General features: G+C 64.1%; 21 protein-coding genes and 1 tRNA gene. 6 read left to right on the top strand and 16 right to left on the bottom strand.

What is annotated here, in order from left to right:
• Positions 1 to 220: 220 nt before the first annotated feature.
• Positions 221 to 364: an Hha/YmoA family nucleoid-associated regulatory protein gene (locus ACTJJX_RS18310; RefSeq protein ID WP_146537840.1), complete on the top strand. Its 144-nt coding sequence runs from the start codon at positions 221 to 223 to the stop codon at positions 362 to 364.
• Between the two features lie 29 nt (positions 365 to 393).
• Here ACTJJX_RS18310 and ACTJJX_RS18305 read toward each other — a convergent pair whose 3' ends face one another.
• Positions 394 to 642, bottom strand: a complete 249-nt coding sequence (locus ACTJJX_RS18305; RefSeq protein WP_023102455.1) for a helix-turn-helix domain-containing protein — start codon at positions 640 to 642, stop codon at positions 394 to 396.
• A 184-nt stretch (positions 643 to 826) separates the two neighbouring features.
• On the opposite strand from ACTJJX_RS18305, the gene ACTJJX_RS18300 reads away from it, so the two are divergent.
• Positions 827 to 1,483 (top strand): LysR family substrate-binding domain-containing protein, encoded by a 657-nt coding sequence (locus tag ACTJJX_RS18300; protein ID WP_023102454.1) that lies wholly within the window; start codon positions 827 to 829, stop codon positions 1,481 to 1,483.
• A gap of 78 nt (positions 1,484 to 1,561) precedes the next feature.
• Here ACTJJX_RS18300 and ACTJJX_RS18295 read toward each other — a convergent pair whose 3' ends face one another.
• From ACTJJX_RS18295 to pqsH, 6 genes are all read right to left on the bottom strand, one after another.
• Positions 1,562 to 3,397, bottom strand: coding sequence for a tyrosine-type recombinase/integrase (locus ACTJJX_RS18295; protein WP_023102453.1), 1,836 nt, complete (start codon positions 3,395 to 3,397; stop codon positions 1,562 to 1,564).
• A gap of 226 nt (positions 3,398 to 3,623) precedes the next feature.
• A tRNA-Gly gene (locus ACTJJX_RS18290) sits at positions 3,624 to 3,699 on the bottom strand.
• A 68-nt stretch (positions 3,700 to 3,767) separates the two neighbouring features.
• On the bottom strand, positions 3,768 to 4,328 hold the full coding sequence (gene pgsA / locus ACTJJX_RS18285) for a CDP-diacylglycerol--glycerol-3-phosphate 3-phosphatidyltransferase (protein ID WP_003090349.1): 561 nt from the start codon (positions 4,326 to 4,328) through the stop codon (positions 3,768 to 3,770).
• Positions 4,329 to 4,361: 33 nt separating this feature from the next.
• Positions 4,362 to 6,188 carry an excinuclease ABC subunit UvrC gene (gene uvrC, locus ACTJJX_RS18280; protein ID WP_003097551.1) on the bottom strand — a complete coding sequence of 609 codons (1,827 nt, stop codon included), beginning with the start codon at positions 6,186 to 6,188 and terminating at the stop codon, positions 4,362 to 4,364.
• The gene (gene gacA, locus ACTJJX_RS18275) at positions 6,189 to 6,833 is read right to left on the bottom strand and encodes a response regulator transcription factor GacA (RefSeq protein WP_003090351.1); all 645 of its coding nucleotides are present in this window, start codon (positions 6,831 to 6,833) and stop codon (positions 6,189 to 6,191) included.
• Positions 6,834 to 7,174: 341 nt separating this feature from the next.
• A complete protein-coding gene (pqsH, locus tag ACTJJX_RS18270; RefSeq protein ID WP_003090354.1) occupies positions 7,175 to 8,323 on the bottom strand; it encodes a 2-heptyl-3-hydroxy-4(1H)-quinolone synthase in 1,149 nt (382 codons plus the stop codon).
• 617 nt (positions 8,324 to 8,940) lie between these two features.
• On the opposite strand from pqsH, the gene ACTJJX_RS18265 reads away from it, so the two are divergent.
• Positions 8,941 to 9,969 (top strand): AraC family transcriptional regulator, encoded by a 1,029-nt coding sequence (locus ACTJJX_RS18265; RefSeq protein WP_016852792.1) that lies wholly within the window; start codon positions 8,941 to 8,943, stop codon positions 9,967 to 9,969.
• A gap of 15 nt (positions 9,970 to 9,984) precedes the next feature.
• Here the strand turns inward: ACTJJX_RS18265 and ACTJJX_RS18260 are convergent, their stop codons facing one another.
• The 3 genes from ACTJJX_RS18260 to vqsR all read right to left on the bottom strand — a co-directional run bounded on the left by ACTJJX_RS18260 (position 9,985) and on the right by vqsR (position 14,790).
• Entirely contained in the window at positions 9,985 to 11,199 is a 1,215-nt protein-coding gene (locus ACTJJX_RS18260) for an MFS transporter (protein WP_016852791.1), read from the bottom strand.
• A 10-nt stretch (positions 11,200 to 11,209) separates the two neighbouring features.
• Positions 11,210 to 13,864 carry a TonB-dependent receptor gene (locus ACTJJX_RS18255; RefSeq protein ID WP_003143848.1) on the bottom strand — a complete coding sequence of 885 codons (2,655 nt, stop codon included), beginning with the start codon at positions 13,862 to 13,864 and terminating at the stop codon, positions 11,210 to 11,212.
• Between the two features lie 119 nt (positions 13,865 to 13,983).
• Complete coding sequence (vqsR, locus tag ACTJJX_RS18250; protein WP_003097562.1) at positions 13,984 to 14,790, bottom strand: transcriptional regulator VqsR; 807 nt, start codon at positions 14,788 to 14,790, stop codon at positions 13,984 to 13,986.
• Positions 14,791 to 14,942: 152 nt separating this feature from the next.
• Here vqsR and ACTJJX_RS18245 point away from each other — a divergent pair, with 152 nt between their 5' ends.
• Complete coding sequence (locus ACTJJX_RS18245; protein WP_003160427.1) at positions 14,943 to 16,046, top strand: polyamine ABC transporter substrate-binding protein; 1,104 nt, start codon at positions 14,943 to 14,945, stop codon at positions 16,044 to 16,046.
• A gap of 206 nt (positions 16,047 to 16,252) precedes the next feature.
• A complete protein-coding gene (qteE, locus tag ACTJJX_RS18240) occupies positions 16,253 to 16,825 on the top strand; it encodes a quorum threshold expression protein QteE (protein ID WP_003090369.1) in 573 nt (190 codons plus the stop codon).
• A 29-nt stretch (positions 16,826 to 16,854) separates the two neighbouring features.
• Here the strand turns inward: qteE and ACTJJX_RS18235 are convergent, their stop codons facing one another.
• The 6 genes from ACTJJX_RS18235 to ACTJJX_RS18210 form a co-directional block, all read right to left on the bottom strand.
• Positions 16,855 to 17,460: a LysE family translocator gene (locus ACTJJX_RS18235; protein WP_003097564.1), complete on the bottom strand. Its 606-nt coding sequence runs from the start codon at positions 17,458 to 17,460 to the stop codon at positions 16,855 to 16,857.
• A 67-nt stretch (positions 17,461 to 17,527) separates the two neighbouring features.
• Positions 17,528 to 19,024 carry an efflux transporter outer membrane subunit gene (locus ACTJJX_RS18230; RefSeq protein ID WP_045107870.1) on the bottom strand — a complete coding sequence of 499 codons (1,497 nt, stop codon included), beginning with the start codon at positions 19,022 to 19,024 and terminating at the stop codon, positions 17,528 to 17,530.
• 11 nt (positions 19,025 to 19,035) lie between these two features.
• Entirely contained in the window at positions 19,036 to 20,154 is a 1,119-nt protein-coding gene (locus tag ACTJJX_RS18225; RefSeq protein ID WP_003143845.1) for an ABC transporter permease, read from the bottom strand.
• Positions 20,155 to 20,158: 4 nt separating this feature from the next.
• Complete coding sequence (locus tag ACTJJX_RS18220; RefSeq protein WP_003097570.1) at positions 20,159 to 21,292, bottom strand: ABC transporter permease; 1,134 nt, start codon at positions 21,290 to 21,292, stop codon at positions 20,159 to 20,161.
• A 12-nt stretch (positions 21,293 to 21,304) separates the two neighbouring features.
• Positions 21,305 to 23,074 (bottom strand): ATP-binding cassette domain-containing protein, encoded by a 1,770-nt coding sequence (locus ACTJJX_RS18215; RefSeq protein WP_003097571.1) that lies wholly within the window; start codon positions 23,072 to 23,074, stop codon positions 21,305 to 21,307.
• Positions 23,074 to 24,084, bottom strand: coding sequence for an HlyD family efflux transporter periplasmic adaptor subunit (locus ACTJJX_RS18210; RefSeq protein WP_003097573.1), 1,011 nt, complete (start codon positions 24,082 to 24,084; stop codon positions 23,074 to 23,076). The genes ACTJJX_RS18215 and ACTJJX_RS18210 overlap by 1 nt, the downstream gene beginning before the upstream one ends.
• 110 nt (positions 24,085 to 24,194) lie before the next feature.
• Here ACTJJX_RS18210 and ACTJJX_RS18205 point away from each other — a divergent pair, with 110 nt between their 5' ends.
• Positions 24,195 to 24,845: a TetR/AcrR family transcriptional regulator gene (locus ACTJJX_RS18205; protein WP_003097575.1), complete on the top strand. Its 651-nt coding sequence runs from the start codon at positions 24,195 to 24,197 to the stop codon at positions 24,843 to 24,845.

The following is a 24,845-nucleotide window of genomic DNA, read 5'->3' as shown; positions in this document are numbered from 1 at the left end:
GAGCAACGGAACAGAAAGTGCACTTAAGCCCAGCGCCTGCCCGCAAACCCTTGTGGCGTCTGGTTAGTTCGGGAAAACCATCCTTTTGTCGAACCCTGGCAGGCACTGACGCCAGGCCGTCCAAACGCATGAAAAGCAGTGCAGAAAAGTCGTTCAGTAAAACAAAGTCTGGATAACCGCCCCTATTTTCGGCAGCGGTGAACTCTAGCTAAGCCTTACGTTGGTTTTTGGTTCCACTGCTCCCCAAACCCCATCTTCTGAACTAGGAGAATTTGAAGGGGCATGCGACCACCGCCGCGCAGAAATCACCCATGGTCAACTGTGGGACAGAGTTCCCGCATCCGCCTGGAAGAATGTCGAGTAGATGCCACCGATGTAATCTGATGGTGAGCATCAAACGCGATCGGCCTGTCCTTCATTCGCCATGACGCCGGCGCGAACAAGCTTCAGGCACTTCTCTGTCTCTTCGATAAGCAGAGCCGCGCTGCATTCCAGCGCATCTGCAATGCGCAGGATCAGCGCCAGGGTGGGCATGTGCTCACCCCGCTCGATTCTGCCCATGTGCGCGCGTTCGATTCCGGCCATGTTTCCCAGTGCCTCCTGGGCCGTTCCGCGCTCCGTCCTCAACGCCTTTACCGCCATGCCAAACGCCTTGGCCGGCTCCGCCTCAAAACTTGTACTGCCTGTAGGCCGGCCTCGCCTTATTTCACGCTTTTGCATCTACAAAAGCGTGAAATAAGAGCATAAATTAAACCACGTTTAATTAAACGCGGACTGCTATTATCTGGCATTGTCTACCGCATCCTTCTTTACAGGAGAGCCAGCCATGCAATGCCAGCAACCCCCTGAATCGGTACGGATCGCCGTCTCCTTCGGAGCCTTCACCGCAACATTGACGCACCTCTTGGCGAAGCAGCGCGCAGAGGAGCCCGGCACGGCGATATGCCTTACCGAGACTTTGTTTTCCGAGCAGGTCAGCGGGGTGAAGGATGGTCGTTACGATCTTGGATTTGCTGTCGCACCGCCCGCTGAGGCCAAGCTGCAAAACGAGCTGCTGTGGCATGATGAGATTGCCGTGGCGGTTCCAGCGCTCTCACCGCTCCTGGAGTTCCCGGAAATCACGCTGGAAAAGGCCGTGCAGTACCCCCTGGTGCTTTGGTCAGCAGAGCACTGTGAGCCCCTTAGCCATCAGATCATGGAATTGTTGAGCTCGGCCACGTCGAAACTCAACGTGGTCGACCACGCGAAATCTTTCGAACTGATGGCCGTTCTGGTCGCTGCGGGCTACGGAATCGGCTTCGCGGGAAAATCACGCATCGATACGGCACGAAAGCTTGGCATCGTGATGCGGCCGCTGGCGGGATCGCCGAACGATCTGAGCACGTATTTGCTACGCGCTCAAAACGCGCCTTCACCATTCACCGAACGGCTGATCGAGCGAGCGCGCAAGCTCGATCAGTCTCGATCAGTCGGTATCACTTAGTTGACCGCCGCAAGTTCTTAAATGGCCTGACTTTGAGCGCAGCCCGCCAGGTCTCAACACAGCGTTGCCAGCAGGCCACTACGCCAGCCGAAGCATCGCCTGGCTGTCCTTCAGCGAAAAACACACCACCATAACGACTTCGTGCAGGTTCTCTGCGGTCACCGCTTCGATGGGGGCAAGCCCCTTGAAGTCATCGTGCGGCCCAGAAAGCGCGCGGTAGATCTCCCACGAGTCCGCATCACGCGCGAACTTGAGAACCGCCTGTATCAGCTTGTGCTTGAGGGGCGTGAAGTGCCAATCCGGGACGCGCTGACCGAGGTTGCCGAGGCTCAGCGCCAACATCTTGCGTCCGCTGATCTCGTAGCTGATCCACCGCCGCGACTTGCCAGCCATTTTTGCAAAATCGGCCGCAGAAAGCAGGTGTGGCGAATTGAAGATATCCAACCGCTCCAGTTGCTCGCGCTGGCTTTCCGACAAGACCGGTGGTGTACGCGGCCCCGTGATCGCGGACAGTCGATGCACCGTGTCCGGCAGCGCAGGCATGCCGACTCCAGGCTTCGAGACCAACACGATAGGGGCAGGTGCAATGGCGACCTCCGCCCCCTCTGGAACTTCATCAGGAACCTCCGGAACACCTTCCAGATGGACGGTCAGGTGCATGCTCGCGGCCTCCACCTGATGCTGTTCGAACAGATCGAGCCGGTCAGCCCAATCCTGCATCATGCGTCGGCGCTGCTCCACGTATTCCGCATGGTTGTAGGCGGCGCTCACCTTGTCAGGATCTGAATGCGAAAGCTGCGCGTCTACCCAGACTTTCGGATAGCCGATTTCATTCAGTGCAGTCGAAATCGTCGCCCGAATGCCATGCCCCGTCAATTGATCCGTATAGCCCATGCGCTTGAGAGCCTGATTGAGTGTGTTCTCGCTGATGCGCTTCTTCAGGTCCCAGCCATGTGAGAACAGGTAGCGCTGAGCAGGTTTGAACTGCTCCAGCATGTGCTGAACGATCTCCATGGCCTGTGCCGACAGAGGAACGATGTAGGGAGGAATGTCGCCGGGCCGCTTGCCCTCCTTGCGCATCTCAAGCTGCAACTGTTTCACAACCTCCGGGGGGATGATCCATAGACCCTGATCGAGATGAAACTGATCAGGTGTCGCCAGCCGAAGCTCCCCCGTACGCACGCCGGTCAGGAGCAGCAGTCGAAGCCCCAGCTGTGTCTGAAGCCGACCATGGTACTTTCTCAGCCGTGACAGCATTGCCGGCAACTCATCCATTCGCAGGAACGGGTTGTGACGAACGGGCGGCATCGGCAACGCCACCACATCCAGATCGAACGCCGGGTTCTGCGGCAGGCCAGGCACGATGATCAGCGCGTATCGGAACATCTGCCTGAACCAGGTACGCACCTTCTCCGCCACGCTGAGCGCCTTCCGACGCTCAATCCTGGCTACGACCTCCAGAAGGTCCGGACGCTGAATTTCGTAGACGGGGCGTTTCCCGAGTGTGGGCAGGATGTCTTTTTTAAAGATGCGAAGGATCTGCGTCAGAGTGCTCTGACGCCCTTCCTTGAGGACGAGCCTGCGGTGCTCGACCCACTTGTCGAACACGGCCTGGAAGGTGTGTTCGTCGGCCAGACGGACAGCCTGGCGCTTCTGCTTGCGATCTGCTCGGGGATTGATGCCCTTGGCCAGCAACGCGCGGGCCGCATCGCGGAGGGCGCGCGCTTCCCGAAGGCCAACCTCCGGATAGGTGCCCAGCGACATGCGCTTCTGCTTGCCAGCCCAGTAGTAACGGTAGTGCCAGGTCTTACCTCCGGTCGGAGAGACCGCGAGGGAGAGGCCGTCGATGTCGCTGACGGTGTAAGCCTTGCCGGTCGCCTTGGCGTTCCGGGCAGCCATATCTGAGAGTGCCATGCTCCAGCTCCTGAACTATGAGTCAGGACTAGATGCTTGTCTCGTTGGCCTCGCTCCTCCAGCAACAATCCGGAAAGCGCCTCATCCGTATTCATGGACTTAAAAATGGACTTAAAAGTCCCGGATGTTGGCGGTTTCCAGCGGACGTCACTGGAATGAAAAAAGGGCCTTTCGGCCCTGTTTTCAATGGCTTGCAGAATTCAGTGGAACTCTACAGAACCAAAATTGGAGCGGGAAACGAGACTCGAACTCGCGACCCCGACCTTGGCAAGGTCGTGCTCTACCAACTGAGCTATTCCCGCATCGTCTTGGTGACGGGCGCCATTGTATAGCATCGCGGCGCCGTGTCAACTCCTTGATTCAAAAAAGTTTATTTCTCTTTCGGGGTGGTCGACAGATGCGGCCACGCGGCCAGCAGGTAGTGCACCATGGACCACAGGGTCAGCGCCGCGGAGATGATCAGCAGCACGTAGCCGAGAATCACCCAGAAGGTCATCAGCGGCGGATTCGCCAGGAGAATGACCAGCGCCAGCATCTGCGCCGCGGTCTTCCACTTGCCCAGGTTGGACACCGCGACCTGCGCCCTCGCCCCCAGTTCGGCCATCCACTCACGCAAGGCGGAAACCACGATCTCGCGGCCGATGATGATCACCGCCGGCAGGGTCAGCCACAGGTTGGCGTGCTCTTCCACCAGCAAGACCAGCGCAACCGCCACCATCAGCTTGTCCGCGACCGGGTCGAGGAAGGCGCCGAACGGCGTGCTCTGGCCGAGGCGCCGGGCGAGGTAGCCGTCCAGCCAGTCGGTGGCGGCGGCCAGGGCGAACACGGCACTGGCGGTCAGGTAGCTCCAGGACGTCGGCAGATAGAACAGCAGAATGAAGATCGGAATGAGCAGGACGCGCAGTAACGTGAGCAGATTGGGGATATTCATCGGACCATCTAGGCTGCGAGGTGAGCCGGCATTCTACTCGCTGTGCAGGACGGCATAAATCTGCTCGGCAAGCTTTTTACTGATACCGGGGGCTTTGGCCAGTTCATCGATACTCGCCCGCGACAATTCCTGCAACCCGCCGAAATGCTTGAGCAAGTCGCGCCGACGTTTCGGGCCGACGCCAGGGACGTCCTCCAGCGTCGACGTCCGCCGTGCCTTGCCGCGCCGCGCACGGTGGCCGGTGATGGCGAAACGGTGCGCTTCGTCACGTATCTGCTGGATCAGGTGCAGCGCCGGCGAATCGGCCGGCAGGGTGAACTCGTGGGAGGCATCGTTCAGGTAGAGGGTTTCCAGCCCCGGCTTGCGGGTCACGCCCTTGGCCACGCCGAGCAGGATCAGACCGGCGACCGCCAGTTCCTGGAGCACCTCCTGGGCCATGGCCAATTGCCCCTTGCCGCCATCCACCAGGAGAATGTCGGGCATCTTCCCCTCGCCGTCCTTCAGGCGACTGAAGCGGCGGGTCAGCGCCTGGTGCATCGCCGCGTAGTCGTCGCCGGCCGTGACGCCTTCGATGTTGTAGCGGCGATAGTCCGACTTCAGCGGCCCTTCCGGGCCGAACACCACGCAGGAAGCCACGGTGGCCTCGCCGCTGGAGTGACTGATATCGAAGCACTCCAGGCGTTGCGGCGGCTCCGCCAGGTCGAGCGCCTCGGCAAGGGCTTCGAAGCGTGCCGCCACATGCTGGCGGTTGGCCAGGCGTGCGCCCAGGGCCTGTTCGGCGTTGGTCACCGCCAGTTGCTGCCAGCGGGCGCGGGTACCACGCACCCGGTAGCTGATCTCCAGTTCGCGGCCTCGCGCTTCGGCGATCGCCGAAACCAGCACCGGGAAATCCTCGTGCGTCACGTTGACGATCAACTCCGCCGGCAGGTCGCGCTCCTGGTGGCTGAGATAGTACTGGCCAAGGAACGCCAGCAGCACTTCGCCCACCTCCTCCTCGATCGCGACCTGCGGGAAGAAGTTCTTGCTGCCCAGCACCCGCCCGCCGCGTACGCTGATCAGGTGTACGCAAGCGCCGCCAGGGGTGACGATGGCGGCGACGATGTCGACGTCGCCGTTGCCACCTTCCATGCTCTGCTGGTCCTGGACCCGCCGCAGGATCGCCACCTGGTCGCGCAACTCCGCCGCCTTCTCGAAGTCCAGGCGCATCGCCGCCTGCTCCATGCCGACGTTCAGCTCGTCGGCCAGCGCGTTGCTCCTTCCTTCGAGGAACATCACCGAGTGGCGCACGTCCTCGGCGTACTCCTCAGGACTGACCAGCCCCACGCAGGGCCCCTTGCAGCGCTTGATCTGGTATTGCAGGCAGGGCCGCGTACGGTTGCGGAAATAGCTGTCCTCGCACTGGCGGACGAGAAACGCCTTCTGCAGCAGGTTGAGGCTCTCGCGGATCGCTCCCGCGCTCGGATAGGGACCGAAGTAACGCCCCTTGCGCTTCTTCGCGCCACGGTGCAGGGACAGCCGCGGATACTCGTCCTCGCTGGAGAGGAACACGAAGGGATAGGACTTGTCGTCCCGCAGCAGGATGTTGTAGGGCGGCCGCCACTCCTTGATCAGCGTCTGCTCCAGCAGCAACGCCTCGGTTTCATTGGCGGTGATGGTGGTTTCCACCTGGGCGATCCGCGCCACCAGCGCAGCGGTCTTCGGCGCCAGGCCGGACTTGCGGAAATAGCTGGCCAGGCGCTTCTTCAGGCTCTTCGCCTTGCCCACGTAGAGAAGCTTGGCGTCCGCATCGAACATGCGGTAGACGCCCGGACGATTGCTGCAGGTAGCGAGGAAAGCGCTTGCGTCGAAAACGGCGCTCATCTAGCTGGCGGCATCGACCATGCCGTGGCGGACGGCGAGCAGCGCCAGCTCCACGTCGCTGGTGATCGAGAGCTTCTCGAAGATGCGGTAGCGATAGGTATTCACGGTCTTCGGCGACAGGCACAGCTTGTCGGAGATGCTCTGCACCTTGTGGCAGTTGGCGATCATCAGGGCGATCTGGATCTCGCGCTCGGACAGCGAATCGAAGGGGGAATCGTGCTGCTGCGGCTGGAAGGACTTCAGCGCCAGTTGCTGGGCGATCTGCGGGCTGATATAGCGCTGGCCGGCGAAGACCTGGCGAATCGCCTGGACCATTTCCTCCAGCCCCGCGCCCTTGGTCATGTAGCCGGCGGCGCCGGCCTGCATGAGGCGGGTGGGGAACGGATCCTCTTCGCAGACGGTGACTACCACGACCTTGATGTCGGGCTGGCTGCGCAGCAGCTTGCGGGTTGCCTCCAGGCCGCCGATACCGGGCATCTTCACGTCCATCAGGACGACATCCGGCTTCAGTTCGCGGGCCAGTTTCAGACAGTCTTCACCGCAGTCGGCCTGGCCGACCACTTGCAAGCCTTCGATGTCGGCCAGCATGCGGGTAATACCGGTGCGTACCAGATCGTGGTCGTCGACCACCAGCACCTTAATCACGCTGCACCTCGTCGCGCATTAGCAGACAACCGCCCACACGGGCCCCCAGGAGATTTCGGCAACCTTAACAGAAAGCCATCCCATGACCTAGCTTGGCGCAAAGGCGTCATAAATCAAGCGTCATGGAAACATCATTCGACGGCATCGAACGGGCACTGCGAAGTATACCGCCAGCCCCCAGCGAGCGGCAGACCGGATCGCAGCAAAAACCGGCGAATCTGTGGAGAGCCCAGCGACGCCGGGCCTGGTAAAGCGCAAGCGCCCTGGTTGCCCGGGACTCCTCCATAGCGACCATCGCCGAAGTCGAAAACAGGCGACCAAGACGCCACTGGCACCGGCGGCTACTGCGCGGCCATCTCACCGACACCGGTGAAAAGACGCTGGTGGAGGCGCCTGCGACTGGCATTCGGCACCAGGCGAACGAGGGTATTCCTCAGCCAGACGCTCCAGGGCGATTCCCATTGACCAAGGCGGCCGACGATCCAGGATTGCTTCCTGATGAACTCGATCCGCGCCTCGCGTTGCTGCTGGAACAGGATCAGCGTCTCGGCGCGCGGCGCCAGACACCACAGGCGCGCCAGCAGGAAGGCGTCCTCCAGGGCCATGGCCGCGCCCTGCCCCAGGTTCGGCGTCATGGCGTGTGCGGCGTCACCGATCAGCACTACCCGTCCGCGGCACCAGGAGGCGCCGGCCAACTCCTCGAGGTCGTTGTGCACCAGCGTGGTGGCGCTCGGTATGAGCCGGGCGATGCTCGCGCCGATGCCGTCGAAGTCCGCGTAGTGGGCGGCCAGCCGTTGCGGGGTGACGAAGCCCTCCTCGTCCTCGGGCTCCTCCCGGCGCACCTTCAGGGTCGCGTAGACATACATCTCGCGCGGGCTGATCTGGATGAAGCCGAGGCGCTTGCCGTGCCCCCAGACCTCTCCCGCCAGCTCGGCGTCCTCCAGCCGATGGGGAACGACCAGGCGCCAGCAGGTTTCGCCGGAATGACGCAAGGTCGCCTCCGGCCAGACATAACGTCGCACGCTCGAACGAATGCCATCCGCACCGACCACCAGCGAACAGTCGTGGACAGTGCCGTCGCTCAGGGTCACGCGTTCGTGGTCGAGTCCGTCGAGGATCTGCACGATGGAGACCCCGACCCGAATGCGCGACTCATCCAGCCCCTCCAGTAGCGCCGCATGCAGTTCGTGGCGCTGCAACGCCAGGCCGCCGCGGGAATTCCCACCCAGACTGGAAGGCATCGACATCAGCATCGAACCGTCGTGGGCGTATACGTTGATGCCGGCCAACGGCATGCCACGGCGGAACAGCCGGTCGAGATCCAGGGTGCTGGACAACGCCGTCAACGCATTGCTCGCCAGGGTGATGCCGGTACCGATGGGCCTGATCTCGCTGGCCCGCTCGACCAGCAGCCAGTCGATGCCTGCCTTGGTGAATTCGCGCGCCAGCGCCAGGCCGGCGATCCCGGCCCCCTGGATAAGAACGGTCATCCGTTGCTCCTTAGCAGCGGCATCCGTCGCGACTTCGCGCGGTCGCGACAGGCCTGCCCGAGACGATGAAAATGTCCATCCTAGCCGCCCCGGACAGCCCACCGCCCCTATCAGAAGATCGAGTTGACCCTGCTCGCCGACACCTCGCCGCTCGCTTTTCCTGTCCTCCAGGCCACCGGGAGTCCGGCGCGCCGGGAAGGCAAGCGTGGCCCGGGCACGGCACGCGTGGCCGGAAATCCCCGCTAGCCGCCGCCCGCCGCGGCGCTACGGTTTTCCTTGGCCAGCGGCCTCCCGAGCGCCGGCAAGCGGCGATGGCGCCTGAAGCTCAGGGCGACCGGCCCGCGCCACCACCGCCCACGACGATCATCCAGGCGCAGCCACCCCGGCGAGAGTGGCCGGGACGGCAGTGCTCAGCCGGGCCACGGCAAGCATGCACGACCGATCGGCACGGCGTCGCGGAGGCGCGGCTATACGCAGACCCCGCTCCTGTCAACCCCTTACGCAAGGTAGTGATTGCCGGAAGCCCAGCGTACGAAAATCAACCGAAACGACATCCGCATGGAATAACGAAGCCCTGACGCCTTCAGGGCGATAGCATCGCGTGCAAGAGGTAACCGATGAGCCCGTCCGAAAACATCCAGTACGATTTCGAGTGGCGACCACTCAACAACTACCTCGCCGCGCAACGCATCACGCCTCCGGACATGCGTCAGGGTTCGGCTGCCGAGCCGCGCCTGCCCAGCGAAGCGCTCTACGAGTGGATCGTGCTGAACGGACGCTCCCCCCTGGAAGGCCTGAGCCTGGGGGAGCACTACCGCCTTTCCGACTACGGCGTCGCCGGGCTGGCATTGCAGAGTGCCGGCACCGTGGGCGAAGCCTTGCAACTGATCAAGACCAACATGCTGCTGTTCCGCAAGGATATCCGCGGGATCGCGGTGCGACGTTCCAGTTGCGACACCGTGGATGTGGATATCGACCTGCAGGACAAGCCGGACTGGCCGCAGTCGGCCCGGCTGTATCACGCCAACGTCCTGGCGTCGGCCGCCTACGCGGTGTTCCGCGACCTGCTGCTGGGCGAGCTGGAACTGGTCCGCCTGCGCCTCCCGGAAAGGAACGGCGACGTGCGGGCATACGAGGAGTATTTCCGGGTGCCGGTGTATTTCGCCGGCGCAGGCATCACCTTCACCCTCCCCGAGGAATTGCTCGAGGCCGAGATCGCCACTGCCAACTCCGCCGTGTTCCAGGCCTCGCTGGCGCTCGGCAGCAAGGCCTTCAACACCCGCGTCACCCGCGAGATGGGCGGCTACCGCCAACGCATCGTGGCACTGCTGGAGGTGCTACAGGACCGCTACCCGAGCATCGCCTGGGTCGCCCGGCAGTTGAAGGTCACCGAGCGGACGCTGCGCCGACGGCTCGCCGACGAGGGCACCAACTACCGGGAAGTGCTCGACCTGGTCCGCCACGACAGGGCGCGCCAACTGCTGCGGGACGAGCGACTGCGCATCGAGGAAGTCGCCGAGAGGCTGGGCTACATGGATACCTCCAGTTTTCGCCACGCCTTCCGTCGCTGGACGGGACAGTGTGCCAACGACTATCGCCAGGCCCGCCTCGCCGGCAAGACCGCGCGGCGCCAGGGCGAACGCTAGCCGGCATGATTCCCTTCAGGGCAATTTCTGCGGATAGGGGCGAAAGACGAACAGGCTGCACGCAGCCAGGGAAAAAGCCGCGAGCAGCACCCATTCGGCCGTCCCGTAGCCTTCGGCGCGGTCGTACAGCCAGCCCAGCAGGTAAGCGCCGAGACTGATCGACAGGGCGAAGGTGAACGGCTGGATCGAACCGTAGATCACACCGAAGCTGCGCAGGCCGAAGTAGCGCATCAACAGGTACTTGGTGGTGCCGCTTTCCCCTCCTCCACCCAGGCCGACCAGGAACACCGCCAGCCATAGACCGCTCGGTGTGTCGCCCACCAGGAACCAGGCCATGCCGAGCACCGCCGCCAGGGCGAAGGGCAACGCCACCCGAGGCGTCGCCACGCGGTCGAGAAGCCAGCCCATCAGCGGCTGCGACAGCATCATGCCGACCCACAACGCCGACAGCGCGGTGCCCGCCTCGCCCCGGGACAAACCGCGCTCCACCAGCATCGGCACGCCATGGGTCATGATCCCGGACATCACGAACACCGCCAGTACCTGGTTGCCCAGCACCAGCCAGAAACTGGCGCTGCGCCAGGCCTGGGGCGCCGTCGATCCGCTCAGCGCGGTTTCCGCTACGGCCGCGCCGGCGGCCACGCCAGCACCCGGCGCTGGCTCGCGGAACAGCCAGGCCAGCAGCGGCAGCGCCAGGCCCAGTTCGAGCACGCCGTAGACCAGGAAAGCGCCGCGCCAGCCCCACGCTTCGAGGCTCTGGTGGCCGACCAGCAGGCCCAGCGGCCCGCCCACCCCGAAGCCCAGGCCTAACAGGCCGTAGGCCACGCCCAGGCGTTGGCGGAACCAGAGTCCGAGGATACGTCCGTAAGGCAGGTTGCCTGGCGCCAGCAGGCCGATCAGCAGGAACAGCGCGTAGAGTTGCCAGACGGCATTCACCGCCGCCAGGCCGAGCAGCGGCAGCGACAGGGCCGCGGTCAGCCCGAGCATTGTCCGCCGCGCGCCCCAACGGTCGATCAGCCAGCCCTTGAGCGGGCTGGTGATGGCGACCGCCAGTCCGAACAGCGTCACCAGCAACGACACCTCGGCGCGGTCCCAGGCGTACTCGCCGCTCATCGGTGCGATGAACAGACTGAAGGTGTTCAGCAGGATGCCGGTGGGCCCGAGCATGATCGCCACCACCGACGCCAGCAGCACGCCGCCGCTGGTCGCGGAAAATTCTCGTTGCGCCACGCCTGGCCCTCTAGAAGCGGTATGCCGCGCGTAGGTAGTAGAAGGCGCCGTTGAAGCCGATCTGCGAGGCATAGGTGTCGTAGCGCAGCACGTCGCCATAGGTGGTGTTCTGCGCGGGCAGCTTGTCCGGACGGACGTCGAACAGGTTGTCGGCGCCGGCGGTCAGCGTCAGGTCGGCGCTGAGCCGGTAGCGCGCGGCGATGTCGGTGATGTACTTCGGGTCGTTGACGAAATGGTTGAATTTCTCCGTCGACCAGGCGTCCGGCCCTACCGTGTAGTCGAGTTCCGAGCTGGTCCGGCCGTAGCGCGTCAGGCGCAGGCTGACCTCCCAGTCCTGGCGGCTCCAGGTGCCGCCGAGGGAAACCTGGCTGCGCGGGGTGGAGCTGGTGATCCAGGCGACCTGCTGGGCATTGAGCAGCGGCTCGCCGTTGGCGCCTCGATGGTTCTTGCGCAAGGTGGTGCGGTTGAAGTTGGCCGACAGTTCCCAGTCGACCTGCCCGTACTCGCCAAGCGCGACGAGGTAGTGACCGGTGATGTCGACACCGCGGGTGCGGGTGTCGGCACCGTTGGCCAGGTAGTGGGTACTGACCGTACTGGCACTGGCCGGCAACGAGATCCCCGCCGCGGCCAGGGCATCGATGGCTTCCTGGCCGGAATAGGTGGCGCTGTCGACGATGCGGTCGCGGATGCTGATCTGGTAGGCGTCGATGTTCAGCCCGACGTTTTCCCACGGGCTGAGTACCAGGCCAAGGTTGAAGCTGGTCGACTTCTCCGGTTGCAGTTCGTCGGCGCCGAGCATCTTCGCCGCCGGCGAGTTGGCCGCCAGCAGGCCAAGGGCGATGGTCGGGCCGACGCTGAGGCCGGTGTAGTGCTCCTGGACCAGGGACGGCGCGCGGAACCCGCTGCTTACGCTGGCGCGCAGCGCCACCCGCGGATCGAACTGGTAACGGGTGGCGAACTTGCCGTTGGTGGTGCTGCCGAAGTCGCTGAATTTCTCGTGGCGCACCGCCACGTCGACCTCCCAGGCTGGGGTCAGGGAGGTACCCAGGTCCAGGTAGGACGCCCAGGCGTGCCGCGACCATTGCCCCTCGCTGAGCGGCGAGAGGCCAGCCAGGGATTCCGCCCCGCCGCTGTAGTAGGACGCCGGGTCGCCGGCGTCGATGCGGTAGCTTTCCCGCCGGTATTCCGCACCCAGCGACAACGCCAGCGGAGCAGCGAGGAAATCCAGTTCGAATTCTCGCCCCAGGTCCAGGTTGCTGGTCCATTGGCTGTTGCGGTAGCGCGCCAGGTCGAAGCTTCTCGGGCTGTTGCCGGTTTCACGGTAGATCGCCGCGTTCACCGACTGGGTCATGCCGATATCGGGACGGTCGGCGCCGTAGCCACTGCTCAGGTCCCAGTGCCAGGCATCCAGCAGACGCTCGCCGCGCACCCCGGCGAGGAACGCATAGTCGTCCTCGTCGCTGTTCGGGCGCGGCGTGAAGCCGTCCGGATACAGCGTCGGCGCCACCGAAGCCAGGCGATAGTTGGCCGCCGAGGAGGCCTTGCGCCGGGTATAGGTGCCGAAGCCGTACACCTCGATATCGTCGCCCAACCCGAAACCCGAGTTGAGCGCCAACGATTGCCGGTGGAACGCGGGATCGCCCATGGAAATATTGTCGCGCCGACCGGTGCGCTCATCGATGCCGCTGCGCATCGTGCGCTCCTGCTCGCGATATTCGGCGGTGAGGTTGACGAAGCCGCTATCGCCGAAGGCCAGCCCGATGTTCCCCCCGCCGCCATGGGTGAAGCCGTCGCCGTCGCCGGTCTGCCCGACGTCAGCGGCCGCCGACCCGCCGCTGTCGGCGGACTTGAGGATGACGTTGATCACCCCGGCGATGGCGTCCGAACCGTACTGTGCCGAAGCACCGTCGCGCAGCACCTCGACACGTTCGATGGCGTTGATCGGGATGGTGTCCAGATCGACCCCGGTGGAGCCCTTCTCCAGCCCGCCGCTGATATTGAGATTGGCCGTTTCGTGGCGACGCTTGCCGTTCACCAGCACCAGCACATGGTTGGGGCTCAGCCCGCGCAGCGACTGCGTGTGGGTCAACGCCGAGGCGTTGAACGGCTGGGCCTGGCGGGTCAGCGAGGGCAGCAGTTTGACCAGCGCATCGCGCAGGTCGACCGCACCGCTGCTGCGTAGCTGGGTAGCGCTGACCACGTCGATCGGGCTCAGGCTGTCCTGCGCCTTCACATCGCTCTTGCGCGTGCCGGTGACCACCACGGTGGACAAGGTCGGTGCCACCGTCGCACCTCGCGTCTCCTGCACAGGCGCCTGTCCGCGGCGCAGGACGAAGGCACCGCTTTCGTCCTGCGCGTATGCCAGCCCGCTGCCGGCCAGGGCACGCCGCAAGGCGTCCTCGACACTGAGCCGGCCGCGGATATCCGGTCCGCGCAACCCCGCCACCAGGCGCTGGTCGAAGGCGATCGGCACGTGTCCCTGGCGCACGATGTTCAACAACACCTCGGCCAGTTCGCCGGGCGCTATGTCGAATACCCGGGGCGCCGTGGCCACGTCGCGCGGCCCACCGTCGGCGGCCTGCACCTCGCCCTGCAGCGCGCAGGCGAGCCCCACCGCACAGAGCACGGGGGTCAACGAACGAGAGGAAAGACGTACATCGGGCATGGTCGAATCGTCCTGGATGGAATTCGCCCATGAGTGCAATCCGACGCCGGCTTTTTCAGCGTCGGGCAATATGAATTTCGCATAACCTTATGCGCCCGGGTTCCTCCGCAGGCGGCGCACTAGCGTGCGTCGGCGAGCCGCGGCGCGGGCGGGTTGATCAACAGCGCGAATATCTCGGAGTGGGACTTCACGTTCAGCTTCGCGTAGATGTGCCGGCGATGCACCTTGATAGTGGCGATCGACAGCGTCAGCCGATCCGCTATTTCCTTGTTCGAGTATCCATCCAGCATCAGCCGGATGACATCCGACTCCCGCGCGGTCAGCGGCGATATCAACCCTCTCCAGGGCTGGACTTCCACCTCCGCCGCTGCGATCGGTTTCGCCTCCTCCCTGACCGCATCCTCGAAGTGGATGCGTTTTTTCATCAGCGCGATGACCCACGGGCGAAGCAGCTCGAACAGCGCGATCTGCTCGGCACCGAAGCGGCTCTCGCTGCCCAACGACAGGCATAGGGTTCTTTCACCATCCAGCGGGACGTTATATTGAACTTCGTCCGTCACCACATAATGCGCAAAGTACGTATTGTAATATTCGGTCGTTTCGAAATCTTCGGAGACGATATCCGCAAGATGAAAAAGCCCGCCGCGCCGACAGTTCCTGGATACCTGGTAGAAAGGATCTTGCAGATAAAGTCCGGTTATATATCGACTGATCAGCGGGTCCGGCTCGACTTCTTCTCTCTCCTCCTCCATGAAGGAAAGAATCAAGGGACTGGAATCGCTGAATATCAGGGCCGCCCAGTTGTCGACGGGGGCGAACTGGCCGAGGGTCTGCGCCAGGATCCGCCAGAAGAACGGCCGGTCCAGCGCTTCGAGCAACTTTCCCAGTGACTCGTGCCAGGCGCCGCCGTGCAATGCGATATCCACACAACTACTCCTCTGGGATTAGTCACTCGGCGTTATGTCATGAAGAGTTCCAATGTGCATAATATCGATGCCTTCGAAGATAGCCACAGGTCAGAACTACCAGTTCTGGTAGGTGCAAAATCCAACTTGTTTCGTTTCGGAAAGGAAATCCAATGAAAAAAGTTTGTGCACTGGCGTTATCGATCCTGACGACGATCGGTGCGACAGCGGCGGACAGTGCATGGGCTGCGCAAACCAGCGTCCATCTTTACAACTGGTATGACTTCATCGCCCCGGAAACGCCCAAGGCTTTCCAGAAGGAAACCGGCACCCGTGTCGTCCTCGACACCTTCGACAGCGCCGAGACCGCGCAGGGCAAACTGATGGTCGGCCGCTCCGGCTACGACGTGGTGGTGATCACCTCCAACATCCTGCCCGGGCTGATCAAGGCGGGCGTCCTCCAGGAACTCGACCGCGACCGGCTCCCCCACTGGAAGAACCTCGACGCGGACATCCTCGGGAAGCTCCAGGCCAACGATCCCGGCAATCGCTATGCCGTACCTTATCTCTGGGGAACCACCGGGATCGCCTACGACGTGGACAAGGTCCGCAAGCTGCTCGGCCCCGACGCGCCGGTCGACTCCTGGGACCTGGTCTTCAAGGAGGAGAACATCTCCCGCCTCAGCCAGTGCGGCGTGGCCACGCTGGACTCCTCCACCGAGCTGGTGTCCATCGCCCTCAACTACCTGGGCCTGCCGCACAACAGCCAGAATCCCGAGGACTACCAGAAAGCCCAGAAACTGTTGCTGAAGGTTCGCCCCTACATTCGCTATTTCGACTCCTCCAGAGTCGACACCGATCTCTCCAACGGCAACGTCTGCGTGGTGGTCGGCTGGCAGGGCACGGCCTACATGGCCCAGGTCAACAACGAACAGGCCGGGAACGGTCGCCATATCGCCTACAGCATTCCCCGGGAAGGCTCGCTGGTCTGGGCCGAGAACATGGTGCTGCTCAAGGATGCACCGCATCCGCAGCAGGGTTATGCGCTGATCGACTACCTGCTGCGTCCGGAGGTCATCGCCAGGACCTCCAACTACGTGGGCTATCCGAATGGCAACCAGGCGGCGCTGCCGCTGGTAGAGCGGAAGCTGCGGGAAAACCCGGCGGTTTACCTGAGCAAGGAAACCATGGCGACCCTCTTCCCGCTGGAAACCCTGCCACTGAAGGTCGAGAGAATACGTACCCGGGTCTGGAGCCGGGTCAAGACCGGGAGCTGACACTCGCCCGAGACGCCCCCTGGAAGCGCGGGAGCGCCCGGAGCCAGAAAAATCCAGCGAGGTCCGCCAGGACCGGCGTTCGCGTCTTTCACCGGGCGAGGCTCTGCCTCGTCCGTCAGGATGCGGCTTGCCGGCTGACCTGCGACCGATAGAGATACCTCTCCCCCAGGGCGGGAAAGCCCCGGGCATGCCTGATGGAGAAAACCATGCTTATCCATTTCTGCCCCAGGCTGCTGACGCCTGCGGGGTTCGACCTGCCGTGCGAGTTGATCGACATCCGCATCAAGGAGTTCGACCTGCACCTGCTTGGCGGGCGCGACGTGGTGGCGCGTCACCCCCTCCCCGACAAGCGCTACCACGTGGCCTGCCGCAAGTCCGGCTGCAAGGCGGTGAATGGCCTGCTGGTGGACGTGGAAAAGCACGTTCCGCTGTTCACCGTGGACACCCGCTGGAGCATCGACGCCGAAGTGGTCCTGCGCCACCGCGTCGAGTACGTGGTGCTCGACGCCGAGCACGATGCGGTGAGCGACTACATGCTGCTGTGGTGCGACGAGGTGCCCAACTACTTCCTCGGCCAGAGCACCCCGGCCATGCAGGTTCCGTTGATGGAACTGATGCGCGGCAATGCGTTGCAGACCGAGCGGCAGGATGTGTTCCGCCTGCCGACGCTGAGGTCCGAACGCCTGCGCCAGGGCAACGCCGATGCCAACCAGCATCTTCCGAGCCGTGAGCAGGCGTTCCACGTCAAGGCCGAGCAGATCAGCTATGGGCTGGCCTGAGCGAGCATCGAGGACCACGGATGGCACGCTCAGGCCGCCCGCACCATGGTATAGGTCAGGGAAGCTGAAAACAGTGCCAGGATGACCGAGGTGACCTTGGAGAACAGCGGGCCGGATATCGACCCCAGGTAGCCTTTTCGAATACCGGCCCCCAGCCCGACCCAAAGCATCCCGATGGGCGCCAGCACAACCAGGAAGGCCAGCAGCGAGATCGTGTAGTTGTTCCAGAAGTCGAGGAACGCCTTGCCGGGAAAGATCACGCTGGCGAAGATCAGCGCCTTCGGGTTCGACAGGGTTGCCACGAACAGGTGCAAGGGCCATCGGCGGAAGTTACCGGTCCCGGCACTGCGGATCGAGGCATTCCAGGTCTTCACCGCCAGGAGCGCCACATACAGCGCGCAGAGTGCCTTGGTCAGACTGATGATCCATGGATTGCTCTCGGACAGGCGCGCCAATACCCAGCCCCATGCCGAAATGGATAGCGAGTAGCCCAACGCCTCGAGCAGGATGAAGGGCGCCGCCCGCAGCGAGCCGAAATGGAAACCGGCGCTGAGCAGCAAGGTGTTGGATGGCCCCGGGACGACCAGGATGAGCGATGAAAACAGCATGATCGCGTAGATATCTTCGGCAAGCATGGTTCCCTCCAGCGAGAAGCCGTTGTTGTTTTCCTGTTGACGAACGCGTGGAACCGGGCGGCGTCCTTCAGCCACCCAGGGTCTTGTAGAGTGCGATCAGTTGGGTCCTCAGCAGCGCCTCGCTATCGATCAGCTCGCGCTGCGCCTGCATGGACGTACGCTGGGCGTCGATTTCCTCGAGGAAGTCCACCTGCCCCTGGGCGTACTTGACCTGTGTCCATTCATAGGCCTGGCGGCTGCTGGCGGCCTTGTCGCGCATGTGCAGGTTGCGCTGGTATTCGGCGTGGTAGCGGCTCAGGGCATCGTCGACCTCCTGCCAGGCGCCCAGCACCGTACGCTGGAAGGTCACCGCGGCCTCCTGCTGCTCCAGTTCACGCAGACGCACGACGGTTCGCCTGCGGCCGGCATCGAACAGCGGCAGGTCGAGAGTGGGCCCGATGCTCCAGGCGCGACTGCCCCATTCGCCGAACTTCCCGTCCCGGTAGGACTCGTAGCCGAAGCGCGCGCCCAGGGCGATGCTCGGATAGAGCGCCGCCTTGGCGATGCCGATGTCCGCGGTGGCACGGTGCAGGGATTGCTCCGCCGCACGAATGTCAGGTCTCTGCCGGACCAGCTCGGAGGGCACGCCGAGCCTGAAATCGGGCAACGCCCTTTCCAGCACGTTGCCCGGCTTCGCCTCGAGCGCCCGTGCCAGGGCGCCGGGACGTTCGCCCAGCAACACGGCGATGCGGTTGGTCGCTTCCGTCTCGCTCGCCTGCCAGGCCGGCAGCCGTCCGCGCAACGCCTCCAGCTCAGCTTTCTGCCGCTCGACATAGAGCTCATCGGTCAGGCCTTCGCCCGCCCTCACCCGCACCAGGCGCAGACGCTCCTCGAGCATGCGGATGTCCTCCTCGAGCAGACGGATCTGGCGTTGTGCGGTACGCACCTCGATATAGCTCCTGGCAACCTCGCTCGAGATACTCAACAGCGTGTCGTCGAGCGCGGCCGCGGCCATGCCGATCTCCGCCCGGGCCGCCTCTACCGAACGTCCGACCCGCCCCCAGAGGTCCGGCTCCCACGAGGCGTCGAAGCCTGCCTGGTACAGCGTGAACGGGTCGCCGAGGGCTTTCTCCAAGGCCTCCCGGTTGCCCGGCTCGGTAGCCTCCAGCAAGCGGTTGTTCATACCGTAGAGGCTCTGTTTCTGGCGCGACACTCCCCCTTCCAGCGTCACTTCCGGCAGGTAGGCGCTGGAGACTATCCGGCGCTGCATACGAGCCTGGGCGAAGCGCAGGATAGCGCCATGCAGTTCCGGGTTGGCCTGTATCGCCCTGGCCTGGAGGTCGTCCAGCACCGGATCGCCGAACACCTTCCACCAGGCTTGGTCGCGCAGTCTTTCGCCCTCGTGTCGGGTACTGCGCAGGGCTTCCGGCCCGCTGTGCCAGTCGCCCCAGCGTTGTGGAGAAACGCTTTGCGGCGGCTGGTAGTCGGGGCCCACGGTGCAGGCGCTCGACGAGAGCGACAGCAGCAGCACCAACCCGCGCAGGACACCTGCGCCTGACCTGGTATGAAGATGAATAGCGTGCATGGCATGCCCCATCAGACGAGTCGATTGCGAAACAGCCAAGCCGCCAGCGGCAGGGTGACTGCGGCGACGCTCAGCATTGGAATGAAGTTCCCGGAAATGTCGGCCAGGCTCGCGCCTTCCAGGTACACCCTGCGCACCAGGTCGATGGCGAAGCGCAACGGGTCGGCGTAGGTCAGAATCTGCAGGGTTTCCGGCATGCTGTGGATAGGCGTGATGAGACCGGAGAGCAGGATCAGCGGCATCATGATGACGAAGGTGTAGACCATCGCCTGCTGCATGTTGCCCGACAGTGCCGAGACCGACAGGCCGATGCCGACGCACGCGGTAGTGAACACCAGCAGACCCAGATACAGGTCGAGCAGCGAACCGGCCATTGGGATGCGGAACCAGAAAAGACCGATGGCGAGGATCAGGGTCGACTGCAGGAGGCCGATGAGGACCGACGGCACCGCCTTGCCGATGAGGATTTCCAGCGGCGTCAGCGGAGTCACCAGCAGTTGGTCGAAGGTGCCCTGCTCACGCTCCCTTGCGACCGAGAGCGCGGCCAGCATCAGAGTCTGGATCATGCTAAGAGCCGCGATCAGGCCTGGCACGATATTCCAGCGGGTCTCCAGGTTCGGGTTGAACCAGGCGCGCATCTCCAACTGCACACGTGGCTGCCCCTGGCGCAGATAGCGCGCGTTGAACTCGCCGACCAGGCGGCTGATGTGGCCCGCAGCCATGCCGGCGGTGGTGGAGTTGCGACCGTCCAGGATCAGTTGCAGGTCGCTGCCTCGCTCCCTGGCCAGGCGCTCCTCGAAATCGGGGCCCATGTGCAGCACGAGGAGGGCATCGCCGCCATCGATGACCCTGGCAATATCTTCCACCCGCCGCAGGGTCTCCACCCGCTGGAAGACCCCGGTGGAGTCGAAGCGGGCGAGCAGTTCGCGGGACGCTGTCCCGTTGCTCTGGTCAAGCACGGCGTAGGGCACGTAGTTGAGGTCGTAGGTCGCGCCGTAGCCGAACAACAGCGTCTGCACGATCGCCGGCGCGATGAGGATCACACGGTTGGCGGGATCCTTGACGATGGCCAGGAACTCCTTGCGACAGAGGTACAACAGGCCGCGGACGACCGAGATGAGATTGGCCATGGCGTCAGTCCAGCTTCTTGCGTGTGCATAGCCGCGCAGCGTTCAGCAGGAATACCGCGTAGCCGGCGAGGATGAGCAGGTTCTTCAGCGCCAGGTGCCAGTTGTCGCCGGCCAGGAACAGGGTCTTGACCAGTTCCATAAAATAGGTCGCTGGCAGGATCGAGCCGACCAGGCGGATGAAGGTCGGCACGTTGCGCAGGTCGAACAGGAAGCCCGACAGCATTAGTGCAGGAAGGAAGCTGGAGAGGATCGCTACCTGGCTGGCAAGGAACTGGTTGCGTGTCCTGGCGGAGATCAGCAGGCCGATGCCGAGGGTGACGAACAGATACAGCATGGAACTGAACAGCAGCAGCACCAGCGATCCCTGTATCGGTACGCGGAACAGCAGGCGGGCCGACACCAGGCACATCGATAATCCCAGGAGACCGACCAGGAAGTAGGGGATGATCTTGGCCAGCAGGATCTCCGCGGAGCGCACCGGGGTGACGAAAAGGGACTCCAGCGTCCCCCTCTCCCATTCGCGCGCCACCACGAGCGAGGTCAGGAAGGCGCCGACGAGGGTGATGATAAGGGCGATCAGCCCCGGTACCAGGTACCAGGTACTGCTGTTGGCGGCGTTGAACCACATCCGCTCGACGATCCGCACGCCCCCCTGCACCCGCTCGCCGCCCAGACGGTCCACGCGTTGCTCGTGCCAGACCCGCAGCGCCCCGTTCACGTAGCGCCCGAGGGTGGCCGCGCTGTTCGCGTCGGCACCATGCAGGAGTAGCTGGATGCGCCCGTCCCCCTGCTCCAGGCGTCGCGAGAAATCCACCGGGATGCGCAGGATGCCGTCTACCGTACGCTGCCGCATCAGGTCTTCCGCCTCGCGGATACTTGCCACCTGGACGGTCGAGAAGTAGCTCGAGCCCGCCAGCTTCGCAGCCACGTCCCTCGCAGCCGGCGAGCTGTCCTCGAGAACGATCGCCAGGGGCGTGTTGCGGATATCCAGAGAAAGCCCGTAGCCGAAGATCAGGATCAGCACGATGGGCAGGATCACGCCGATCGCCAGGTTGCTCCTGTCGCGCAGCAACTGGCGGAGTTCCTTGCGCGTCAGGGCGACGAGGCGCCGCCTGAAACCGCTATCCGGATGGTGCATGCGTCGTTCCTCCTAGCCCGCCGCCATGCCCAGTCGGGCGCGCGAGCGCTCGACCACGGCGATGAAGGCACTGTCCATGTCGGAAGCCTGCTCGCCTCCCTGTCGCCGGACCTCTTCCGGCGTTCCCAGCGCCAGCAGGCGCCCGGCATCCTGGATGACGATCCGGTCGCAGTACTCCGCTTCCTCCATGAAGTGCGTGGTGATGACGACGGTGGTCCCCGCCGCGGCCAGTTCGGTGATCTGCCGCCAGAAGGCGCGGCGCGCCAGCGGGTCGATGCCGCTGGTAGGCTCGTCGAGGAAGAGGATGTCCGGCTCGTGGAGCAAGGCCACCGCCATGGCCAGGCGCTGCTTGTAGCCGCCCGGCAGGTCCCCGCTGCGATCATTGCGCTGCCCCTGCAACTCGAACTGGCGCAGGACGGTATCGAGCCGTGCCTTGAGTCGCCCCCCGAACAGGCCGTAGGCCCCGCCGAAGAACTCCAGGTTCTCCTGGACAGACAGGTTGCCGTAGAGAGAGAACTTCTGCGAAACGTAGCCGATGCGCCGCCGAGCGGCGGCCCGGGCGCTCCTCAGGTTAACCCCGGCCACTTCCAGGTGGCCGCTGGAGGCTGGCAGCAAGCCGCAGAGCATGCGAAAGGTGGTGGTCTTGCCGGCTCCGTTGGGGCCGAGCAGACCAAAAATCTCGCCCTTGAACACTTTGAACGAGGTACTGGCGACCGCCGTGAAATCACCGAACTTGCGCACCAAGTCGCGGACCTCGATGATCGGGCGACGCTCGCTCTCCAGTTCCTCCTCGCCGCCCGGCTCGTCCGCAGGCGCCTGGGGAGAGGGCTGGCCCTGGTCGCTGGCGTGCTCGCGCAACAGCACCATGAAGCCATCCTCGAGACGAGCCGCCAGCGGCTGCGCAGCCTGCTCTCCGTGTAGCGAGGGAATCTCCTCGAGCGACGCATGGCCGGAGCGGATGAAACGCACCTGGCCACCATGAGGAACGGCATCGACGATATGCTCCCGGTCATCGATCAGCCTGGCCTGCAAGGTCCTGGCCGGCACCCCGGCTGCCGGCTCGATGCCATAGCACAGGTCCTTGGCACGCTCGCTCAGGTCTTCCGGGGTTCCCTCGGCGATCAGGTTGCCCTGGTACAACACGAAGACCTGGGCGCAACGCTGCGCCTCGTCCATGTAGGCGGTACTGATCAGCACGCTCAGCCGCTCCTGCTCGATCAGTTGCTCGATGATCTGCCAGAGCTCACGGCGTGACAGCGGATCCACGCCGACCGTGGGTTCGTCCAGCAGCAGCAGGTCCGGCGAACGCACCAGGGTGCAGGCCAGGCCGAGCTTCTGCTTCATGCCACCGGACAACTGGCCGGCCAGGCGCCCGGTGAAGCGTGAAAGATCGGTCATCTCCAGCAGACGCGCAAAACGCTCCTTGCGCTGGCCAGGTTCCACACCGTGCAGGTCGGCGTAAAGATCAAGATTTTCCTGGATCGTCAGGTCCTCGTAGAGTCCGAACTTCTGCGGCATGTAGCTGATCCGGTCCTGCACGGCTTGGGGTTCGGCGCCAACGTCCAGCCCGAGTACCCTCAGTTGCCCTCCATCGGCCTTCATCAGCCCGGCGATCAGTCGCAGCAGGGTGGTCTTGCCGGCACCGTCCGGCCCGACCAGGGCGCTGAGCCGCCCCGCCGGAATCCGCAGGCTGACCTCGTCGAGCGCGACTAGCGGGGTGCCGCCGCGGGTGGCGAAGCGCTTGACCAGTCCACACGCCTCTACCGGGACCACCGTCTCCATCACTGCCCACCCCCGGCGCCGGGTTCGTCGAGGTAGACGGTGGCGGGCATCCCCAGCCGCAGGCGATCCTCGGGATCGTCCAGCAACACCCGGATCTCATAGACCAGGCTGGTCCTCAGGTCCTCGGTCTCCACCGTCTTCGGGGTGAACTCAGCAACCGAGGAGATATAGCCGACCCGCCCATCGACGGGCCGCTCCGGCACGCTGTCGGTGACCACCCGCGCCTTCTGTCCGGGATGCACGCGTCCCAGTTGCCGCTCGTTGACATAGGCGCGCACCCATTTCGGATCGGTCAGCGCCAGAGCGAACACCGGCCTGCTCGGCGAAGCCATGTCGCCCGGTTCCAGCAAGCGCGTCCGGACGGTCGCGTCGCGAGGTGCCTTCAATTGCGCCTGCGAAAGATAATGCTCGAGAAGCCTCAGGTCGGCCCGGGCGACCTCCAGTTCGGCCTGCGCCTGGGCGATGTCCTCGTCCCGCGGGCCGATGTCGGCGAGCTGCCAGGCCTTGCGCTGGTTCTCCACTTCGGCCCTGGCGACCTTCAGTCGCGCGGCGGCCGCATCCAGGCTCTGCCGACTGACGCCCTTGCCGTCGGTGCCACCGGCGATCCGCTGCAGGCGCACCAACTCCAGGCGGGCCAGTTCGGCTTCCGCCTGTGCCGCCTGCAGGCGCGCCCTGGACTGGTCGACCTCCTGCGGCCGGGTGCCGTTGCGCAGGCGCAGCAACACTTGCTCCTGCACACCGATCCTCGCCCTGGCGGTCTCGATACGCAGGCGAAGGGTGCGCGTATCGAGCTCGGCCAGAACCTGCCCGGCGCGCACCTTGTCGCCTTCCTCCGCATGCAGCGCAACGATCCGTTCGCTGTTCTCGAACGCCAGGGAAACCTGACGGATGTCGACGTTGCCGTACAGTTTCAGGGCATCCTCGCTGTCGTCCGCGCCAAGGAAATACCAGCTCGCCCCCGCTCCTATGGCAAGCAGTACGGCGGCTCCGGCAATCAGCTGCTTCTTCATGTCTGGGTCCCTTGGTCAGCGCAGGAGATGTCGAAATCAAATTCCAATTGAATTTGATCTAGTAAATAACAGACAATCGCCCTTATCAACCCCCTGACAGCAGGACTCCCATGAGCACACGACGCCGCACCCCACGAAGCGACGGCGAAAGTACCCGCGCACGGATTCTCGAAGTCGCCGGCCGGCTGTTCGCCCAGCACGGTTATGCCAATACCGCCAGCAAGGCCATCTGCGAGGAAGCTGGGGCCGACCTTGCCGCGATCAACTACCACTTCGGTAGCCGCGACGCCTTGTACAAGGCGGTGCTGGTCGAAGGACACAAGCAGTTCGTCAGCCTGCACGACCTCCGCGAACTGGCGGATAGCGCTCTTCCGCCGGAAACCAAGCTGGAGCGTTTCATCAATGCCATCGTTTCCCGCCTGCTCGACGACCGCAGTTGGCAGAGCAAGGTCTGCGCTCGCGAAATCCTCGCGCCGACGGCGCACTTCGCCAGCCTGATCCGCGAGGAGGTGATGCCCAAGTTCGAAGCCTTGGAGCGGATCATCGGCGAGATCACCGGCCTGCCCCGCCACGACCCCGCCCTGTCGCGCTGCGTCATAAGCATCATCGCGCCCTGCCTGATGCTGATGGTCATCGATCGCGACCAGTCGAGCCCGATGCAAGCGATCCTGCTGCACGACGCCGACGCCCTGAAGAACCACCTGAACCTCTTCGCCCGCAGCGGACTGGAAGCCATACGCCGGCACCACGACCCCTCCTGA

This window comes from Pseudomonas sp. 22490 (assembly GCF_052044465.1).
Classification (GTDB): domain Bacteria; phylum Pseudomonadota; class Gammaproteobacteria; order Pseudomonadales; family Pseudomonadaceae; genus Pseudomonas; species Pseudomonas aeruginosa.
The sequence above is the reverse complement of the archived record's forward strand: the minus strand, read 5'-3'. Positions and strand labels throughout refer to the sequence as shown.

Bases quoted from the DNA above. Each gene is read 5' to 3' on its own strand.
- ACTJJX_RS18230 (WP_045107870.1), bottom strand. From the start codon at position 19,024: ATGCACGCTATTCATCTTCATACCAGGTCAGGCGCAGGTGTCCTGCGC.
- ACTJJX_RS18210 (WP_003097573.1), bottom strand. From the start codon at position 24,084: ATGAAGAAGCAGCTGATTGCCGGAGCCGCCGTACTGCTTGCCATAGGA.
- ACTJJX_RS18255 (WP_003143848.1), bottom strand. From the start codon at position 13,864: ATGCCCGATGTACGTCTTTCCTCTCGTTCGTTGACCCCCGTGCTCTGT.
- qteE (WP_003090369.1), top strand. From the start codon at position 16,253: ATGCTTATCCATTTCTGCCCCAGGCTGCTGACGCCTGCGGGGTTCGAC.
- ACTJJX_RS18300 (WP_023102454.1), top strand. From the start codon at position 827: ATGCAATGCCAGCAACCCCCTGAATCGGTACGGATCGCCGTCTCCTTC.
- ACTJJX_RS18235 (WP_003097564.1), bottom strand. From the start codon at position 17,460: ATGCTTGCCGAAGATATCTACGCGATCATGCTGTTTTCATCGCTCATC.
- ACTJJX_RS18215 (WP_003097571.1), bottom strand. From the start codon at position 23,074: ATGGAGACGGTGGTCCCGGTAGAGGCGTGTGGACTGGTCAAGCGCTTC.
- ACTJJX_RS18220 (WP_003097570.1), bottom strand. From the start codon at position 21,292: ATGCACCATCCGGATAGCGGTTTCAGGCGGCGCCTCGTCGCCCTGACG.
- ACTJJX_RS18265 (WP_016852792.1), top strand. From the start codon at position 8,941: ATGAGCCCGTCCGAAAACATCCAGTACGATTTCGAGTGGCGACCACTC.
- ACTJJX_RS18225 (WP_003143845.1), bottom strand. From the start codon at position 20,154: ATGGCCAATCTCATCTCGGTCGTCCGCGGCCTGTTGTACCTCTGTCGC.
- ACTJJX_RS18205 (WP_003097575.1), top strand. From the start codon at position 24,195: ATGAGCACACGACGCCGCACCCCACGAAGCGACGGCGAAAGTACCCGC.
- pqsH (WP_003090354.1), bottom strand. From the start codon at position 8,323: ATGACCGTTCTTATCCAGGGGGCCGGGATCGCCGGCCTGGCGCTGGCG.
- ACTJJX_RS18295 (WP_023102453.1), bottom strand. From the start codon at position 3,397: ATGGCACTCTCAGATATGGCTGCCCGGAACGCCAAGGCGACCGGCAAG.
- uvrC (WP_003097551.1), bottom strand. From the start codon at position 6,188: ATGAGCGCCGTTTTCGACGCAAGCGCTTTCCTCGCTACCTGCAGCAAT.
- pgsA (WP_003090349.1), bottom strand. From the start codon at position 4,328: ATGAATATCCCCAATCTGCTCACGTTACTGCGCGTCCTGCTCATTCCG.
- ACTJJX_RS18245 (WP_003160427.1), top strand. From the start codon at position 14,943: ATGAAAAAAGTTTGTGCACTGGCGTTATCGATCCTGACGACGATCGGT.
- ACTJJX_RS18305 (WP_023102455.1), bottom strand. From the start codon at position 642: ATGGCGGTAAAGGCGTTGAGGACGGAGCGCGGAACGGCCCAGGAGGCA.